Genomic DNA, 16,588 nt, shown 5'->3' with positions numbered 1-16,588 from the left:
AAATCAGAGCCTCCACTCAACCCCAAGAATCTCGCTGTAGGCTTCCAGAACCCGGCTCAGGTACTCCTTGGCCGTGCCGACTTTGTCGGCCTTGAACTTCTCAGCCCACTTTTCGTTTCCAAACTCCTCACTGCCGGCTGAAACGAGGTCTATGACGCGCATGCTGTCCCAGAAGACCGGGGTGTAGCCGGCCTTCCTTGCGTACTCGATGAGCCTCTTGATTTGCTTTTTCGCATGCTCCTCCATGTCGACGTTCTCGCCGTAGGCGTCCATGAAGAGCGCCTTAAGCACGGGCTTCATCCAGCCCCTGTGGAAGCGACACCAGCCGACGTTGTCGTACCAGAACTCCCAGAGGGCCGAGGCGATTATCTTTTGGGCGAGCTCCTCGGGCTCAAGGAAGACGCCGAACTGGTAGAAGGTCCAGTAGCGACCCTGAATCGGGAGCGGTATGTAGTTGCCTATCGCCCAATACATAGTAGGCGTCATCTCGCCGTCCTCGCCGAGCGGAGTAAACACCGCGTAATCCTTGAAGCTCTCGCCGTACTTGAGCCTGTCCTTGAAGCGCTCGTCGAAGACCACACTCGCCTTTCTCTTGCCGAGGCCGATTATCCTCGCCACCTCGTTCTCGCCGAAGGCTACGCGGTGGGCCAGTTCAGCAACGAGCCTGGCGTTGATTTCACTCGCCTCGACCGGGCGTTCGATTAGGGCCTCCTTCGTGAACTCCGGCTTGCCGCTTAAGCCCACTTCCTCCGGCTTGAGCAGTCCGCGGTGAACGAGCTCAAGAACCCAAGCGGCGGTTCCTCCGAACTCTATCGCGTCAAAGCCCATGGCGTCAACTGCTTTCACACTTATGTCGCTGGCGCGGAGGCTTATGCTTCCGCTGAGCGGTCCGTTGGCCTCGTAGGGCTCGTACTCGACGTGGTGGCCGTTGCGGTACTTCTTACAGACCACAGGACAGGGCTCGCCACAGGTCGTCCAGTTCTTGGGCTTTATGGCCTCCTCGTTGAAGGACTCCCAGTAGTGCTTCATTATGTTCTCGTGGATTTTTATGCGCTCCTCCTTCGGAATGTAAGGCATCTGCCAGTTGAGTATCGGAACGAAGTCTCCCTCGGCCGGGTAGTTGCCTCCGAAGGTTCCACCGGTGTTGAGCTTGGGGTTGAAGCGGTACTTGGTGGTTTTCTCAGCAATAATCTCGTTGTAGGGCTTTTTGTGCACGCCCTCAACTATCTCCTTCGCCGTCCTGAAGTTCGAGATGTCCTCACCCGGGAATTTCCTCTTCCGAGGCCTTCCGCCGAAGATTATTCCAACGACGTTGTGGGCCCTGAGCAGAACGCTTCCAGAGCCACCCCTCGCGGCCCAGTCCTCGCTACCTACGAGGCGCTGACCCTTCCTGAGGGCCTGAGAGAATATCGCGCCGTAGTTGGTGTTGAGGGCAGAGGGACCGACGACCGCTATCCTGTACTCGAAGTCGAACCTGTCGCCAAAGGTATCAAGGAGATACTGGGTGAGGGCATAAACGCCCTCCTCGCCCTTGTAGCCCCTCCATATCTCGATGACTTTTTCAAGCTCAATCTCGTGGAGCTCGACCCTAACGTTCTCGCCATCGTTGTAGAGGAGAACCACGACGGGCTTCTCGGCTTTTCCCTCGAAGGTCACGAAGTCGACGCCGACGTTCTTGAAGGCGTACGCGGCACCACCCATCGCCGAGGGGAAGAGAGTCCCGTAGAGCGGTGAGCGGAAGAAGAACATGAGCCTGTGTGCTCCAGGAAGAACCGAGCCAGCGAAGGGACCCATACCCATTATAACGACGTTCTTCGGGCCATAGGGGTCAATGGAATGAGTCTCGAGAGCCTCGTGGAGCTCAAGACCGTAATCTATGACGCCGTAAATGCCATCTTTTTCGATTTCCTCGCTTTCAACTTTGTTCTCGTTGAGCTTTATATGTATGACAGTGAACTTCACGGCCACCACCCCTTTGTATCACTCTAAGTGTTAGGTCTCGCCAAAAGTTAATAAGGTTTTCCAAAAACATAAGAACTAACCCAATCGAGAAAAGTTAAACGGAAATGTTAATAGAAAAGGGAGGAATCACTCGATGTCCTCGAAGCGCTCCTCAAGCCTCTTCAGCACGCCCGGCAGGGTTGTGTACTCCATGTCCTCGAGCGGGAGCCTGTGGGGTTCGAACGGGCCGTGCCTGCGCATGTACTCAGTAATCTCGAGGGCCTTCTGCCTGGCGTAGTCGTAGGCCGGGTCGTCGAAGAGGTCAACCGGGCCGACGAGCTTTCCTTCGGGGCTTATCTGCCAGCCGAGCGCGACAACCCTCGGCGGGCCGTCGAACCTGGTCGGGTTGGCGTAGTTCATCGGAACGGGCATTATCGGGCCGTTGTGAGAGCCCCTCATCCATCCGCTCACGAGGTGCGGGAACGCGAAGGGCTCGAGGACCTCACCAAGGGCCGGAAGCCCGCTCTGGGCCCTGACTATGGCGACCGGGTCGTCCTTGCCGACGTACTCGCCGGCAATCTCGTAGAGCTTCTCGGTGCTGACAACAGCTACCGGCTCGTCCTTCGGGAGCGGGTGGCCTTCCTTCGGGTAAACGCGCTTGATGACGTACCTGCTCTTGGCTCCAATGAGCGCGAGAAGGTCGTAGACCTCCTCCGGGGTGTTGAGGATGACGCGCTTGTGCTTGAGGATGTCCCAGACCTCGAAGCGGAAGCCGGCGTGCATCTTAGGGTCGATGACGAGGCCCGCGGTGTTGAACGGGTCGGCGAACATCCTGAATATCGGCAGGTTAAAGGCTCCGGGCTCGGTCTTGTCCATGTGGAAGGTCACTATCGGCTCGCTCTTCCTGAGGGTAATCTCCATCTCGGCAACGCCCGGGCCCATTCCGCGGACGTTTCCGCTGAAGGCGTCCTTGAGGAGGTCCTGACCGGCGCCGTAGAGGCCGAGCTCCTTGGCGACCTTGGTTGCCTCCTCGAAGGCCTTCCAGGCGAGCCCGTGAACATCTGAACTGTCAACGCCCTTCTTGTGGGTCATTATCAGCTGGAGGTCGTCGCCCGCGTAGGCCACGTAGAAGTCGATTATCGTCCCTTCCTCCTTGGCCTTGGCAAGGACTTCCTCCGCGGTTTCTATCAGCTGTGGGTGCACCCTGGAGTGCCCCGGCCAGCCACCTATGTCGGCCTTAATTACGCTAATCGTTATCTTTTCTCCAACGGCCATGGCAACCACCCGAGGAGAATAGGGAGTTTTATACTTATAAAACGTTGATATCACCGTAGATGATACGGGGAGCCTAAAAATTGAAAGGGTTCACTCACAGATATCGGTCCAACCGAACTGCTCCTTGACAACCTTGATGAGGTTCTTGAGCTCGTCCTTCTTGATGTTGACGCTCGAGCTCGCACCAACGAGGGCTATGATGCCGTGGACCTCCTCCTGGAGCTGTATAACGTCGTCGTGGACTTTGACAACCCTGAGCTCCCTCCTCGCGGTCTCGTCCTCCCCAATCCTGAACCTGTCCTTTCCAATAACGATTGGCTCCTCCATGGCCACCACCTCGTAGTATTTTTGTGTGTCAAAGTTAATAAAACTTCCGGGAGCAAAGTTTATAAACCCGGGACGGTTAAGGTTGAGACGGACGGGGGCGTGGTGTAGCCTGGTCCATCATCGCGGGCTCCAGAGGTATGAGGACTTGCGGGTTTGCTGATTGGGGATGAGCCTTTGGAGCTCTGACCCGGAGAAACCCGCGGACCGGGGTTCAAATCCCCGCGCCCCCACCATTACAGCCCTTTCTGACGAAAGCGCTGGCGGAAGATTAAGTGCTTTTTTGAAGTATTCATTTCTGAGTGGGTTTCTCATTCACGTGCTCTTTGGTGAGTGTTCCTTCTTTAAACGGCGTCCATTGGACGCCAATGACAAAATTGGAACTGCTTGAAGAACCTATTTGATATTAAACCCCTTCTAAAATTGCACTTGAACAGTGCACGATTGACTTTTTGCCCGTTGGTGAGAAGGGCGTTCTTTTCGCCAGCCTTTCCCAAAGGCTGTGCAAAAGTTTTCTCCTCTGGCATCTTCAATAGCTTGGAACAAAGCTTGCTCACCGGTTAGATGTTTTCCTAACCTAAAAACTTTTAACCTTCCATGCTCTGTTAAGCTTTGGTGTTTACAATGAAGAGCTTTTTGACTGAACAACAGATTAAGATTCTCCGTCTTCGCGCGAGAGGCCTTAAACAGAGTGAGATTGCCGAGCTCCTCGGCACGAGCAGGGCCAACGTTAGCATACTGGAGAGAAGGGCCCTTGAGAAGATTGAGAAGGCCCGAAACACCCTTTTAATCTGGGAGCAGATTAACTCCAAAGTGAGCGTTGATGTGAGGCGGGGAGAGGACATATTCAACGTTCCAGAGAGGCTTTTTGAAAAGGCCGATAAGCTGGGTATAAAAGTTCCCTACAGTACGGCCGAGATAATAGCGTTCCTAGTCGAGCACGCGCCAGTTGACGACAGGCTGGCGAGGAGGGACTTCACGCTTTTTCTCGACGCCAACGATAGGCTTCGCGTCAGCGAGTGCATCTTAGATGATTTTGATGAGATACGGAAGAAGGACCGCGGTAAAGACTCCGTTCAGAGCCATGGCTAACCCGCTCACGGCTCCGGCCAATTCGTCCTCGGTTATTATCCTCGCCGTCCCAAGGCCGTGTGAGGAAACCCCCGTTGCCAAACCCCTCGCTATTCTGCCCCCCACCCCAAAGACGTTCAGCAACTCCGGCGCGAAGGCGTTGCCGAGCAGTCCGGTCGTTATCACCAGAACCGCCGTCAGCGAGGGAATTCCGCCTATCTTTGCGCTCACGCCTATGGCTATTGCAGTCGTCACGCTCTTCGGGGCTATGCTTCGAAGAACGGTTTCGCTCGCGCCGAGTAACTGGGCCGTCCAGTAGGCGCTCAGCACCGCGGTGGTTCCGCCGATTAGAATTCCCAGCGAGATTTCCTTTGCGTACCTGACTATAAGCGCCCTGTTCTTGTAGACCGGGATTGCCAGGCTCACGACTGCCGGTCCGAGCAGGAACTTGAGGAAGACCGCGCTTTCCATGTACGAGTCGTAGGAAACATTTCCGAGCTTGAGAACCACGGCGATTGTAATTATCGAGAGCAGGACTGGGTTCGTGTAGAACGCCTTTCTTCTCGCATGGAGCTCCGAGAAGACGTAGAACACCGCGAGCGTTAAGGCTATCCCATAGGGGTTCATCTCCGAACGACCTCCACGGTTTTTGCGGTCACGAAGAGGGTAACGACGAAGCTGAGAACCAGCGCGACCGATATTGGAACGAGCTGGGCCTTTATCAAGCCGAGATAAGTGACTATACCGACTCCCGGCGGGATGAAGAGGACGCTCATGTTCTTCACGAAGAGCTCGGCTTCGTTTTCAACCCACTCAAGCTTCACGGCACCGCTCAGAAGCGCCGAGAGCAGGAACAGCATCCCGAGAACGCTACCCGGAACAGGAAGGTTAAGACCGGAACTGACCATCTCACCGAGCGCGTAGAAACCGAATATTATCGCCAGTCCTCGATATGGCTTCATGGTTTGGAGTACGCGCTTTTCCAAAAAGACCTTTCGGAAGGGGTTTGGAGAAAGGGAAATATGGAGAAGCCGTCAGAGTTTGAATTTGCTGATGATGTTTCTGAGCTGTTCAACGATGTTTTTAAGGTCGTTTGCGGCTCTTTCGAGCTCTTCCGTTGCGGCGGTCTGCTCCTCCACGGCAGAGCTAACCTCCTCAGCACTGGCGGTCGTTTCCTCAGCACTCGCAGCCAAATTCTCCAAAGCACGCAACGCCTTATCAACCTCATCCTGCGTCCTGAGGACCTGCTCTTTCACTTCGCCCATCCTGCCACTGGCCTCCTGGAGGAGGTCGGCGATGTTCGTGAGGTATGTGACGGTCTCCCTGAGGGTCTCGGCACTCTCACCCACGACCCTGACACCTTTCTCGGTTCTCTCTGCAGCGTCCTTGATTTCGGTGGTTATCTGGTCGATGATGTTCTTGATGTTGTCAGCGGCCTGCTTGCTCTCCTCAGCAAGCTTCCTAATCTCCTGGGCAACTACCGCAAAGCCTCTACCAGCTTCTCCAGCCCTCGCCGCCTCAATAGCCGCGTTGAGGGCGAGTAAGTTAGTCTGCTCAGCAATATTCGTAATCACATCCGTAATCTCCTCAATACTCCTACTCATCTCCGCTATCTTGCTGACGGCGCCTTCAATGTCGTTCATCATCTCCTGGATGCTCTCTATCTGCTGGGCTGAGACCTCGCCTTTCTCCCTGCCTTCGGTGGCGATATTGACAACTTCGTTAACTGCCCCTTCAAACTCTTCTATGGCCCTGACGCTTTCGGCGCTGGTTTCTGCAACGAAGCGCATTCCCTCGGTTATTTCGTTGATGTGCTCCTGCTGCCTCTGCGCTTCAATGCTAACCTGCTGAACCGCCTCATTAACCTGATTAATCGCCTCGGTAACGTCGCTCGATATCTGTGCCAGAACGTTTGCCTTCTTTTCGAGTTCGTCGGTGACCGCCACTATCTCCCCTATTAGACCCTTGAGCTTGTGGGTTGTGTCGCGGAGGTCCTCAAGGATTTCCCTGAGCTCACCCTTGGCTTCCATGCTGAGGCCGTTGCTTAAATCACCCTCGGCTAGGCGTTCGAGTTTTGTTGCTATCGTGTTTAAGGTTCCAACGAGGTCCTTCCCAACCGCCTCAAAAGCCTTAATCAACGCACCAATCTCATCGTTCTCGAGGTATCTAATCTGTTTGAGCTTTCTGTTCACTTCACTCAGCCGGCCCTCGGCAAGGGCTTGGGCAACCTCGCGGAGGTTCTCCAGGGGCCTTAGAGTGTCTTTGAGTATCCTGTACGCCAAGACTATCATAAGGGCCCCAATTAAGGCCGCCAGCACTGAGCCTATGAACACTTTTCTCACGTTGTCATCAACGACAGCCGATATTTGGGTGTTTATTTTTGTGCTGCTCTCCTTCAAAGCTGAGTTTATGGCCTTGTCCATAGGACCGGTGAGTTCGTTAAGGGGCACGATTGCCAGAACAATCCATCCCGTCGTTTTCATCCTTTTGTAACCGGCGATTTTTTTGATACCCTGGAACTCGTAAACAACCCAACCGGAATTGTTTCCACTTTTAAGGGCCTCCGCTATTGGCTTGAGTGAGGGAACATCATAAATGTTTAATTTCTGGACAAGGCTCTGGTTTGGATGGACTATTACGGTTCCCTTCTGGTCAATTATGGCTATGTAACCGCTCTCACCGAGCTTTATTTGCTTCGCCTGTTCTATGAGCGTGGAAACAAAGACGTCTATTCCAATAACTCCAACGAACTTTCCATTGACGTAAACGGGCTGGGAGTACGTCACCATCCATTTTCCAGTTGAGGCATCTCTGTAAGGTTCAGTCCAGACCGGTCCGTTCTTCTGGACTGCCTCCTGGTACCATGGCCTCTTCCTCGGGTCGTAACCGGCCGGAAGCTTCTGCTCAGGATAAATGTACATGTTACCCGTAGAGCTACCAAAGTAAACGTTAGCTACGTTTGAGTCAAGGCTTTTGATGGCCTTAAACCTGTTGAGAAGAAACGTCTTGAACTCGGGGTTGTTGGTCCCGTAGTTTGTATACGCAACTTGGACCGCCTCCGTTGCAATCTCTCCCATCATCTTCATCTTATCAAAGTAGTCGTCAAAGAGCTTGGCTCCTAGCTCCGCCGACCCAACTGCTATAGTACCTGCCTCCTCAACTATAGGTTTTTCAATTTGCTTGGACATGACCTTGGGAAGTTCCTGGTTCAGTTGTTCATCAAGTGTTTTATGAATGGTGGAGCGCATGGTTATTGTGGAGTACCCAACTATCGCTGCCCCCAAAACAACCGTGACGAGAACCGCAACGATGAGAGTTGCGGTTATCTTTTTACGAAATTGCATCCCGCGCACCCCCGCAACCCAAGTTATAGTTGGGAGAATTACGGCGTTGAAAGTTAAATCGCTTTTGTGTAGGGGGCTGTGTAGGTGATTACTCTTCAGAAAAGGGAGAAAAGGGCGAAATCAGGTTCTCTCAAGGATGTTGTTCCAGGAGTAACTGGACTCAAGGAGTTCATCCACGGTCAGCCTCTTCTCACTTACAACCCTGGCGTTGAGGTCCTTCAGGGTTTCGAGGATTTTCTCCCTGGACAGGGCCTCTTCGTCGAATATCACGAAGCCTCTCCCGGTGTAGCTGTTGAGGAAAGCCCTCCAGACCTCAGCCTTCGTCAGGAGCTCGTACTGCTTTGCCGTTGCAAGCTCCCAGTTCCCCTTATCGAACTGGAGCTCGAGCCGGGTGAGCTTCGCATTCGGGTTAACGGCCATTCAATCACCCCCTCACTCCTTCGCAAGTCCGAAGTAATCCTCAATGTCGATGTAGGTCTTTCTGTAAACCTCACTGTTCTTCATCTTCTCGACGAACTCCTTGGTTCTCCTGTACTTGTCGCTCCAGTAGTCCCAGTCGGGGTGGAGGGCCTTCCACTCCTCCCAGGTGTAGCTAAACTGGGCCTGCACCTTGTCACGGTAAAGCTCGGGAATCACGTTGAAGGTACAGAACGGCACCACCCTTCCGTCGGGCATGGCGTAGTGGATAACGCAGCGCTCGACGCGCTCGACGTCGTAGTTGTACTCGTCCATAAAGTGCATCATCCCAATGAAGAGCGCGTTCTCGTGGAACTTGCCGAGGGCGTCGTAGTTGCCGTGCATGAAGGCGTTCTTTATCAGGTCGAGGACCTTGAGGCCCTTCGGAGCGTACTTGTCGTCGTAGAAGCTCTTGAACTTGAGGAATATCTCGGCGCCAAGCTTGAGCTTCTGGAGCTTGCCGAGCTTCTTCCACTTCTCTATCTCCTCGGCCTTCTCCTCGAGATACTCGACGAAACCCTCAACGTCAAGGAACCTACTTATTGGGATGACCCTCTTGTGCTCCCGGTCCAGGAAGATGTAGGTCGCGGCCCCACAGCAGTAGTGGCTCGTCATGTAGTAGCGTGAACCGGTGAACGCCTCGAAGAACCTCGCTATGTGACCTGCTATCGGAATCGGGTACCAGTCGTTCATCTCGATTACGCCGTTGGTCTGCTCCTCTATGCGCCTTATCGCTCCCGGAATCGTTATCCTAAACCTCTGGCGCTCCTTCTTGGGAACCCTTCCAACGAGGGAAATCGGCTGGAAGTTAACACCCCTCACTATGTCGAGGTGGTTGAGACCGAAGTTGATTATGGCCCCAAGCTCGTGGTCGTTGACGTTCCTAATCGTTGTCGGCACGAGGACTATTCCCGGCCCTCCGGCCTTCCTCACGTTCTCGAAGATGAGCGGAATCTCCCAGTGGTTCTTCCAGTTGGTCTGGGGCGTCATTCCGTCGTAGCTCAGGTAGAGGGTGTTGGTTCCGGCCTCGCGGATTTTCTTCACGAGCTCGGGCTCGAAGGCGAGCTTTATTCCGTCGGTGTTGAGCTGGACGTGGTCGTAACCTTCTTCCTTCGCAATCTTGATAATCTCAATCAGGTCGTCGCGGAGGGTCGGCTCACCGCCGGTGAACTGGACGGCGTTGGCTCCAACCGGGTACTGCTTCTTGGCGTTGCGGAGCATCATTCTAATCTGCTCGAGCGTCGGCTCGTAAATCGGCTGACCTTCCTTGGCGTAGAAGAAGCAGTACCAGCACGACAGGTTGCAACGGTTGGTCAGAACGATGTTGAGCAGGTTCGTATGGGAGCGATGCCGAGCGCATAAACCACAGTCAAAGGGACAGTTCACACCGGTGTTCTCCACGTTGACGCTCTTGAGCTTGAAATCGTACTTCCAGCGCTGGAAGCGGTAGTACTGCTCGACACTCTCGTAGTAGAGGTCGGTTATCATACCTTCGGGACAGCGCTTGGTTATCCACACTTTACCGTCCCGCTCCCAGACGAGGGCAGGAACCACGCGCCGGCTTTCCGGACAGAGGGAGTAGGTCCTATGAGGCAACGGGCCACCGTAACCCCTGCTAGCGGTTTTAAGCATTCCCTCAAACTCCTCCTCGCTTATTTCAGGGAACTCGACTATATCCCTGACCCTTCTAGTTAGTTGCTCAAACTCTTTCTCACCACTCGGTACTTCACCGATGTTCTGGGCCATAGTTCATCACCGCTACACTAAATCCAACGGGGAGGTATAAAAGCTTTTGCGTGGATATGAAGATTTTTCTGCATAGGTATGCCCCAGATGTGGGAACTCGGGCTAAGGTTAAAAGTTCCTCCACGAAAGCCAGTCGGGTGGTTGAATGCCGGCTCGTGAGATGAGGATGGAGATGTTCGTAAGAGCCCTTTTGAGAAGGGACTTCAGCAGGGCAAAGGGGCACATGGAGAAGCTGATGAAAATAGCGGGCAACGATGAATGGGGTAGAGGCTACTCAAGGGCCGTCGAGGGCATAATTAACGCCCTCAAGGACAACGACGCCGACTCACTTGTCGTCCAGTTGATTTCCAGCAACGACAGGGAGAGAGCCGAGGAGTTGCTCAAGAACTACTCAAAACTGGCCGGGCAGGACTTTCGTGATAACTATGAGAGGGGTTATTACACCGCGTGGACCGAGTTCTTGAAGGCGTACCTCAGCCAGAAAACGCTGACGTGATGCCTATGGGAAAGGAAGAGCTCATGAAGAAGCTAGAGGAGAGAATCCGGAACTGCCGGAAGTGTCCCCTCGGGGGTCTCAGGACAAACGCCGTCCCCGGCTCTGGAAGCTACGACGCCAAGGTCATGTTCGTCGGCGAGGCCCCTGGTTACTGGGAAGACCAGAAAGGGTTGCCCTTCGTGGGCAGGGCCGGGAAGGTTCTCGACGAGCTTTTAGCTGGGATAGGTCTGAGCAGGGACGAGGTTTACATAACCAACATCGTCAAGTGCCGCCCGCCTGAAAACCGTGACCCGACGGAGGAGGAAATCAAAGCTTGCTCCCCTTACCTCGACAGGCAGATTGACATAATAAGGCCAAAGGTCATAGTTCCACTCGGCAGGCACTCGATGCGCTACATCCTGGAAAAGTTCGGGTTCAAGCCTGAGCCCATAAGCAAAATCCACGGGGAGACCTTCGAGGCGAGGACTCTCTTTGGGAAAATCATTATAATGCCAATGTACCACCCTGCCGCGGCCCTCTACAGGCCTCCAATAAGGGAAGAGCTCGAGAAGGACTTCGTCAAACTGGCAAAAATCCTTGAGAAAATTAGCTGAGTTTTTCTTCACATTTCTGCAAATTTTGCGGTCGTCAGTGTTACGATTTTTCGTTTTATCCCTTTTGTACGAGCCAAGCTGGAACGCTTTTGGGAAAGGTTTTTATTGGTTCAATGTTCTATAATATACTTAGTCGCAATTATATACACTACACAGCCAGTAACTGTCCATTAGTGTACGTGGATTTTTTAGGGCTGTTCGAGGGGGACGCGAATATTGCCAAAAATTTTCAAGAAAATCTTATATATTACGAAAATCTCCGGCAGATTCAAAAAGGAGGTGAAAATATGTCGGACTTTGGGGTGCTGTCCCTGCTTCCCCCACTGATTGCAATAGTTTTAGCGATATGGACGAAGAGGGTTATCCTTGCCTTGTTTGCCGGCGTCTGGGTTGGTGGAGTCATGGTTTCTGGTTGGAATCCAATAAGCGGAACCGCCCAGACCCTCGACTGGATTGTTAAGAACGCTACCGACGACTGGAACGTTAAGATTCTTCTCTTTGACTTCCTGATTGGTGCCGGTGTTGGATTGATATACAAATCGGGGGGTGCTTTTGCGATAGGACGAGCGCTGGCTGACAGGGTCAAAACGAGCAGGGGAGCAGCCGTGATGGGTTGGCTCCTTGGAGTGCTGATATTCTTCGACGACTACACCAACACCATCATCGTAGGAAACACAATGAGGCCCATAACGGACAGGACGAGGGTTTCCAGGGAGATGCTGGCGTACATAGACGACTCCACAGCGGCTCCGGTCGCGGGAATAGCCATAGTCTCGACCTGGATAGGCTACGAGGTCGGTTTAATCGGTGATGCATTCAGCAAGCTCAACGTGGACTTAACCTCCGTGGGTGGTGCCTACGGTGCCTGGATGCACAGCGTTCCCTACAGGTTCTACTCTATACTCGCCATCATCCTCGTGTTCCTTGTGGCCTTCTTCCACAGGCATTATGGTGCCATGCTCAAAGCGGAGATGCGCGCTAGGACGACAGGAAAGGTCCTCCGCGACGGGGCAAAACCCTTGATGACGACTGAAGTGGACCTCGGAATGCCCAAGGAGAACGGAAGCGTCCACGTCTTCATATGGCCAATACTCACCCTGATATTCGTCACGCTCTACGGTATGTGGTACACCGGCGGTGGAAGTGCCGCCTACGCCAAGGGAGGCCTGATGAACGTCCTTGGAAACGCCGACTCAGCAAAAGCCCTCCTCTGGGGAAGCTTTGCAATGGTGGTTGTGGCCTTCGCTCTCGTAATCGGAATGAGGCAGATGACGATTGAAGAGGCTGAGGATGCGATAATCCGCGGTATGAAGCAGATGATTATAGCAAACACCATTCTACTCCTCGCGTGGAGCATAAAGAGCGCCACTGACGCCGTCGGCACCGCCCCGTACATAGTGCACATAGCCAAGAGTGCGGGGGTTGGTGGAAGCTGGATTCCACTCATAGTTTTCCTAATCTCAATGTTCATCTCATTCACAACGGGAACCAGCTGGGGAACCTTCAGCATAATGCTCCCGATAGCGATTCCGCTCTCCTACGGTGTCACTGGACACATAGGTCCCGACGTCTTCGCCAGCATCGGTGCGGTCTTCGCCGGCGGTATCTTCGGTGACCACTGCTCCCCGATAAGCGACACCACGATAATGAGTTCAATGTTCAGCGGCTCAGACCACATAGACCACGTTACCACACAGATACCCTACGCGGTGACGGCGTCGAGCGTTGGTCTAGTTCTCTACTTGCTCTTTGGAATTGGGCTGAAAGATTGGAAGATTCTCCTGCCGGTAGGCTTTGTGCTACTCATTGTGACATGGTACGCCCTCAGCGAGTGGTACGGCAAAAAGTACGGCGTTCCGCATGGCAAGGTGCCGGTGTACGTGGTCGAGGAGTGAACTCTTCTTTTTTAATTCTTAATCAAATTGGCTTCTATCTGTAGTTTCTAAACCTTTGGTTAATAACATAGAGTTTCTTACTAATTGGTAAAGAAAAATTTATGTATGTTCTTGGATACAAGTTGATGACAACTCTTGAGGGGGTGGTGATATGAACCCCAAGTACGTTGTATCGGGTAAGGACTGCAACGTCTGTGCTCTCTGTGCCCTCTGTCTTTCTGACGGCCCAATTCCAGACTTCGAAGGATTCGGTGTTTACGGTCTCTTTGGCCTCTTCTGAGGCCATTACTTTTTTGAAATACCCACTAGGAGGTGAAGGGATGCAGAATGTCATCAAACCTGCCGTGACATTGGAAACCCTCGAGGATAAGCATGTCTCTCTTGCAAAAGAAACCGTGCTTAGGGTTTATCCCCATCTCGCATCCATCCACAGAGGAAACATCAAACGAATCGTGAACCTTGATGCCGCCTATGTTCTCAGGATGTGTGATGGGAAAAGAAAAGCATCCGAAATCACAGACAGCCTTGCCCATTCTAAGGAGGAGCGTCATAAAATCCTTGAATTCCTCTTAACTGCCATCAAAAATGGTGATGTGATTGTTTCAGACATTCCAATCAATGTCCCAGTTGAGGTGGCTGAGCACGATTACATCCTCCCCTCACACGTAGTCTTTGAGCTCACCGAGAACTGCAACCTAAACTGTGCCCACTGCTATAGAATAAAAGAAAGGGTACCACTCTACATGCCCTTTGAGGCATTCAAAAAGATAATCGATTTTCTCTCAGGACACCTCCTCGTTGGCACTGAGTTAACCGGTGGAGAACCGACGCTTCATCCGGACTTCGTGGAAATCGTTAGGTACGCCGCAGAGAGGCTCGAGCTCGTTGGCGTCCTCACGAACGGTCTCTACCTTCCTCCAAGGACTATTGAGAAACTCTCATCGTACACGGACAAGCTCTTCTTCAGCGTCAGCCTCGACAGCCATGACCCCGCGTTTCACGACGAATTCAGAGGTTTGAAGGGTGCGTGGAAAAGGACAGTTGAAAACATAAAACGGCTCACCGACGCTGGATTTAATGTGAGGATTGCCATGACCGTAACGCCTGAGAACATAGAGCACATAGAAAAGGTCGCTGAACTGGCAGTTGAGTTGGGGGCTAAAATGTTCACATACAGCCCGATGCTTCCCTTTGGCAGGGCCGATGGATTCACGTGGTCCAACGAAGACCTGTGGCGTCTTAGTGAAATTGATAAGAAAGTTCGAAAAAGATTTTCTAAGATAATACCCGTTGTCCAGTTTGAGGAATTCGGGAAGAACATTGAAAACTGCGGTGCAGGGTGGAGAAGCTTAACAATAGGTCCCGACCTCTCAGTCAGGATGTGCGTTGTGAGCGACTCGACCAGAGATGTTATTGCTAAGATTGACATCAACGATTTGGAAGGCTCCTTTAGGAAGATAACCCCGCATCTTAAATTTCTCCATGGAATAAACGCCCCCGGTCCTGGAATCTGCGGAAACTGCAAGTTCATTAACTTTTGCACTCCCTGCATCCTGCGCGCACGCTACGTCCTTGAAAAGGGATTCACACCACTCAAAGGATGCCGATGGGCAAATACCGTTGGAGGTAAAGCCCTGAAAAAGTATCTCCGGGTGAGAACCAATGGATGAGAAAACGGTCCTTCTCCTTCTTGGTCTATACGGTTACGTTGCCTTCGCCCTCATCCTCCACACCGCAAAGAAAACCCTGCTGGGTGAACAATCCCGCTGGCCGCAGATAAGGAGGTATTCCGATGCAGTCGTCGGGTTAATCTCAGTCATTTACTCTCTTCAAATACCTCAGAAAGACCTCCGCCTTGCTACGGCCCTCTACGGCATCTCACTTCTGGTGAACTCCCTTCGCGGCCCCCTCGGCGTCGGGAAGTGGAATACCGGCGCACGGAAGGCCTTCAACTACGTGGCAAACTCATACATAATCCTCGCCCTCTTCCTGATGGCGCCGGCGGTGAAGAAGCTCACAGGACTCGAGCCGGTTCTCGTGCTAATTCCCCTGTTCCTCGGGACGTACTACCTCGTCTGGGGGTGGAGGAGGTGAAGGTCGTCGAGGTCAGGAACCTCAGGAAGTCCCTTGGGGGCAGAGAGGTCCTCCGGAGTGTGAACTTTGAAGTGGAGAGAGGCGAAATCCACGGCTTTCTCGGGCCGAACGGAGCCGGAAAGACAACGACAATCAGGACAATCCTCGGTCTCCTCCACCCGGATTCCGGTGAGGTCAGGGTCCTCGGCGAGAAGCCGTCAAGGGACATGTTCACCAAAGTTGGAGTTATGTTCGAGTACGAGGTTCTGAACCCCGACTGGACGGTCGAGGAAAACCTGCTCTTCTGTGCTTATTCAAAGGGATTCGACCGCGACGAAGTCACGAGGGTTCTGAGGGAGGTGCGGTTTGAAGAGGCCCACTGGGGGAAGAGGTTCAAAGAGCTCTCCAAGGGCATGCGCAGGAAGGTTTCCCTCGCCGCTGCCTTGGTGGGCAACCCCGAGCTCCTAATTTTGGATGAGCCCATGAGCGGGCTTGACCCCACCGCCAGGATAGTGATGAGGGAACTCCTCGCCAACCTGAGGGATGCAGGGAAGACGATACTGTTCTCCTCCCACGAACTCGCGGAGGTTCAGAAGGTGGCGAATAGGGCCACCATAATCAAGGACGGAATGACGGTGTCCACTTTCGGGGTGGACAACTCCGTTGACCTTGAAAAGATGTATATCAAACTCGTGGGGGTGGAATTATGAACACTAGGGGGCTCATAACCATCCACTTCAAAACGACCCTCAGGGACTCACTGTTCGGGATAGTCCTAGTTGGACTCCTCGTGTGGGCGTTCTCCTCAAAGAGCGTTCCCAAAGAGTTCACGGGGCAGGAGAACTTCACGTTCTACACCCTCTTTACGATGATGCTGGTTGGCTACGCGGTTATGGTTGCAATATCGTTCACGAGCATGATAAAACGCAAGACCGCCAGGTTCTACCACCTCCTGCTCGTCATGCCTGGTAGACTTTCCAAGCACGTCTTTTTTGAGCTCCTGCCTTCTCTGTTGCTTGGAGAAATTGCGTCAATAGCCGTAGGACTTGTGATGTACATGAACACGGAAAACGCGTCTCCCACATGGCTCTTCCTGCCCGTTATCGGCAGTTCGCTCTTCGTCTTTGGACTCTCAATGGTTTCAATGGTGGTGGTGCTTCAAGTTTCAAACGTGAGACTCATCAACATAATCATGTTCATCCTGCTCTTCGTCCTCGCAAGGGTTCCAAAATACCTTCTCGAACACGGTTACTCCATCTCGGTCGCGACCAACGTTATGATACTGATAGCCCTGGGCGTTGCAGTACTCGGCCCGTTGGTCATCTCCTCGATAAACACCGAGAGGGTCCTCCTCGCGTCGTGATGTTTTTAAGC

Annotated in this window: 17 protein-coding genes and 1 tRNA gene; 10 read left to right on the top strand and 8 right to left on the bottom strand. The window is 53.1% G+C overall.

Annotated features, from left to right (window positions below; genetic code table 11):
* Positions 1-3 precede the first annotated feature (3 nt).
* From gor to ACYQ04_RS00295, 3 genes are all read right to left on the bottom strand, one after another.
* Positions 4-1,962, bottom strand: a complete 1,959-nt coding sequence (gene gor, locus ACYQ04_RS00305) for a glyceraldehyde-3-phosphate:ferredoxin oxidoreductase (protein WP_460127226.1) — start codon at positions 1,960-1,962, stop codon at positions 4-6.
* 126 nt (positions 1,963-2,088) lie between these two features.
* Positions 2,089-3,216, bottom strand: coding sequence for a fructose-1,6-bisphosphate aldolase/phosphatase (gene fbp / locus ACYQ04_RS00300; RefSeq protein WP_460127225.1), 1,128 nt, complete (start codon positions 3,214-3,216; stop codon positions 2,089-2,091).
* Between the two features lie 90 nt (positions 3,217-3,306).
* On the bottom strand, positions 3,307-3,543 hold the full coding sequence (locus ACYQ04_RS00295) for a hypothetical protein (protein ID WP_460127224.1): 237 nt from the start codon (positions 3,541-3,543) through the stop codon (positions 3,307-3,309).
* 93 nt (positions 3,544-3,636) lie between these two features.
* On the opposite strand from ACYQ04_RS00295, the gene ACYQ04_RS00290 reads away from it, so the two are divergent.
* Both ACYQ04_RS00290 and enfR read left to right on the top strand, forming a co-directional pair.
* Positions 3,637-3,776, top strand: a tRNA-Trp gene (locus ACYQ04_RS00290).
* Positions 3,777-4,164: 388 nt separating this feature from the next.
* Positions 4,165-4,632 (top strand): transcriptional factor EnfR, encoded by a 468-nt coding sequence (gene enfR, locus ACYQ04_RS00285; RefSeq protein WP_460127223.1) that lies wholly within the window; start codon positions 4,165-4,167, stop codon positions 4,630-4,632.
* Here enfR and ACYQ04_RS00280 read toward each other — a convergent pair.
* The 5 genes from ACYQ04_RS00280 to tes all read right to left on the bottom strand — a co-directional run bounded on the left by ACYQ04_RS00280 (position 4,567) and on the right by tes (position 10,157).
* Complete coding sequence (locus ACYQ04_RS00280) at positions 4,567-5,238, bottom strand: CidB/LrgB family autolysis modulator (protein WP_460126681.1); 672 nt, start codon at positions 5,236-5,238, stop codon at positions 4,567-4,569. The two genes, enfR and ACYQ04_RS00280, sit on opposite strands and share 66 nt — an antisense overlap.
* Positions 5,235-5,573 carry a CidA/LrgA family protein gene (locus tag ACYQ04_RS00275; protein WP_460126678.1) on the bottom strand — a complete coding sequence of 113 codons (339 nt, stop codon included), beginning with the start codon at positions 5,571-5,573 and terminating at the stop codon, positions 5,235-5,237. The genes ACYQ04_RS00280 and ACYQ04_RS00275 overlap by 4 nt, the downstream gene beginning before the upstream one ends.
* A 72-nt stretch (positions 5,574-5,645) precedes the next feature.
* The gene (locus ACYQ04_RS00270) at positions 5,646-7,955 is read right to left on the bottom strand and encodes a methyl-accepting chemotaxis protein (protein ID WP_460126675.1); all 2,310 of its coding nucleotides are present in this window, start codon (positions 7,953-7,955) and stop codon (positions 5,646-5,648) included.
* 120 nt (positions 7,956-8,075) lie between these two features.
* Complete coding sequence (locus tag ACYQ04_RS00265) at positions 8,076-8,375, bottom strand: DUF3213 domain-containing protein (RefSeq protein WP_460126672.1); 300 nt, start codon at positions 8,373-8,375, stop codon at positions 8,076-8,078.
* A gap of 12 nt (positions 8,376-8,387) precedes the next feature.
* A complete protein-coding gene (tes, locus tag ACYQ04_RS00260; protein WP_460126669.1) occupies positions 8,388-10,157 on the bottom strand; it encodes a tetraether lipid synthase Tes in 1,770 nt (589 codons plus the stop codon).
* 145 nt (positions 10,158-10,302) lie between these two features.
* Between tes and ACYQ04_RS00255 the strand changes: the two genes are divergently transcribed.
* The 8 genes from ACYQ04_RS00255 to ACYQ04_RS00220 all read left to right on the top strand — a co-directional run bounded on the left by ACYQ04_RS00255 (position 10,303) and on the right by ACYQ04_RS00220 (position 16,577).
* The gene (locus ACYQ04_RS00255) at positions 10,303-10,653 is read left to right on the top strand and encodes a hypothetical protein (protein ID WP_460126667.1); all 351 of its coding nucleotides are present in this window, start codon (positions 10,303-10,305) and stop codon (positions 10,651-10,653) included.
* A gap of 5 nt (positions 10,654-10,658) precedes the next feature.
* On the top strand, positions 10,659-11,246 hold the full coding sequence (gene udg, locus ACYQ04_RS00250) for a type-4 uracil-DNA glycosylase (RefSeq protein ID WP_460127222.1): 588 nt from the start codon (positions 10,659-10,661) through the stop codon (positions 11,244-11,246).
* Positions 11,247-11,533: 287 nt separating this feature from the next.
* Complete coding sequence (locus ACYQ04_RS00245) at positions 11,534-13,141, top strand: Na+/H+ antiporter NhaC family protein (RefSeq protein WP_460126664.1); 1,608 nt, start codon at positions 11,534-11,536, stop codon at positions 13,139-13,141.
* A 151-nt stretch (positions 13,142-13,292) separates the two neighbouring features.
* Positions 13,293-13,421, top strand: coding sequence for a subtilosin A family bacteriocin (locus ACYQ04_RS00240; protein WP_460126662.1), 129 nt, complete (start codon positions 13,293-13,295; stop codon positions 13,419-13,421).
* Between the two features lie 40 nt (positions 13,422-13,461).
* Positions 13,462-14,811 carry a radical SAM protein gene (locus ACYQ04_RS00235; protein ID WP_460126659.1) on the top strand — a complete coding sequence of 450 codons (1,350 nt, stop codon included), beginning with the start codon at positions 13,462-13,464 and terminating at the stop codon, positions 14,809-14,811.
* Complete coding sequence (locus tag ACYQ04_RS00230) at positions 14,804-15,235, top strand: hypothetical protein (RefSeq protein ID WP_460126656.1); 432 nt, start codon at positions 14,804-14,806, stop codon at positions 15,233-15,235. Before ACYQ04_RS00235 ends, ACYQ04_RS00230 begins: the two co-directional genes overlap by 8 nt.
* Positions 15,232-15,924 carry an ABC transporter ATP-binding protein gene (locus ACYQ04_RS00225; RefSeq protein WP_460126653.1) on the top strand — a complete coding sequence of 231 codons (693 nt, stop codon included), beginning with the start codon at positions 15,232-15,234 and terminating at the stop codon, positions 15,922-15,924. Before ACYQ04_RS00230 ends, ACYQ04_RS00225 begins: the two co-directional genes overlap by 4 nt.
* The gene (locus ACYQ04_RS00220; protein ID WP_460126650.1) at positions 15,921-16,577 is read left to right on the top strand and encodes a hypothetical protein; all 657 of its coding nucleotides are present in this window, start codon (positions 15,921-15,923) and stop codon (positions 16,575-16,577) included. Before ACYQ04_RS00225 ends, ACYQ04_RS00220 begins: the two co-directional genes overlap by 4 nt.
* The last annotated feature ends 11 nt before the right edge of the window (positions 16,578-16,588 follow it).

The organism is Thermococcus prieurii (assembly GCF_054657655.1).
This window is presented reverse-complemented; position numbering and strand designations above follow the sequence as displayed.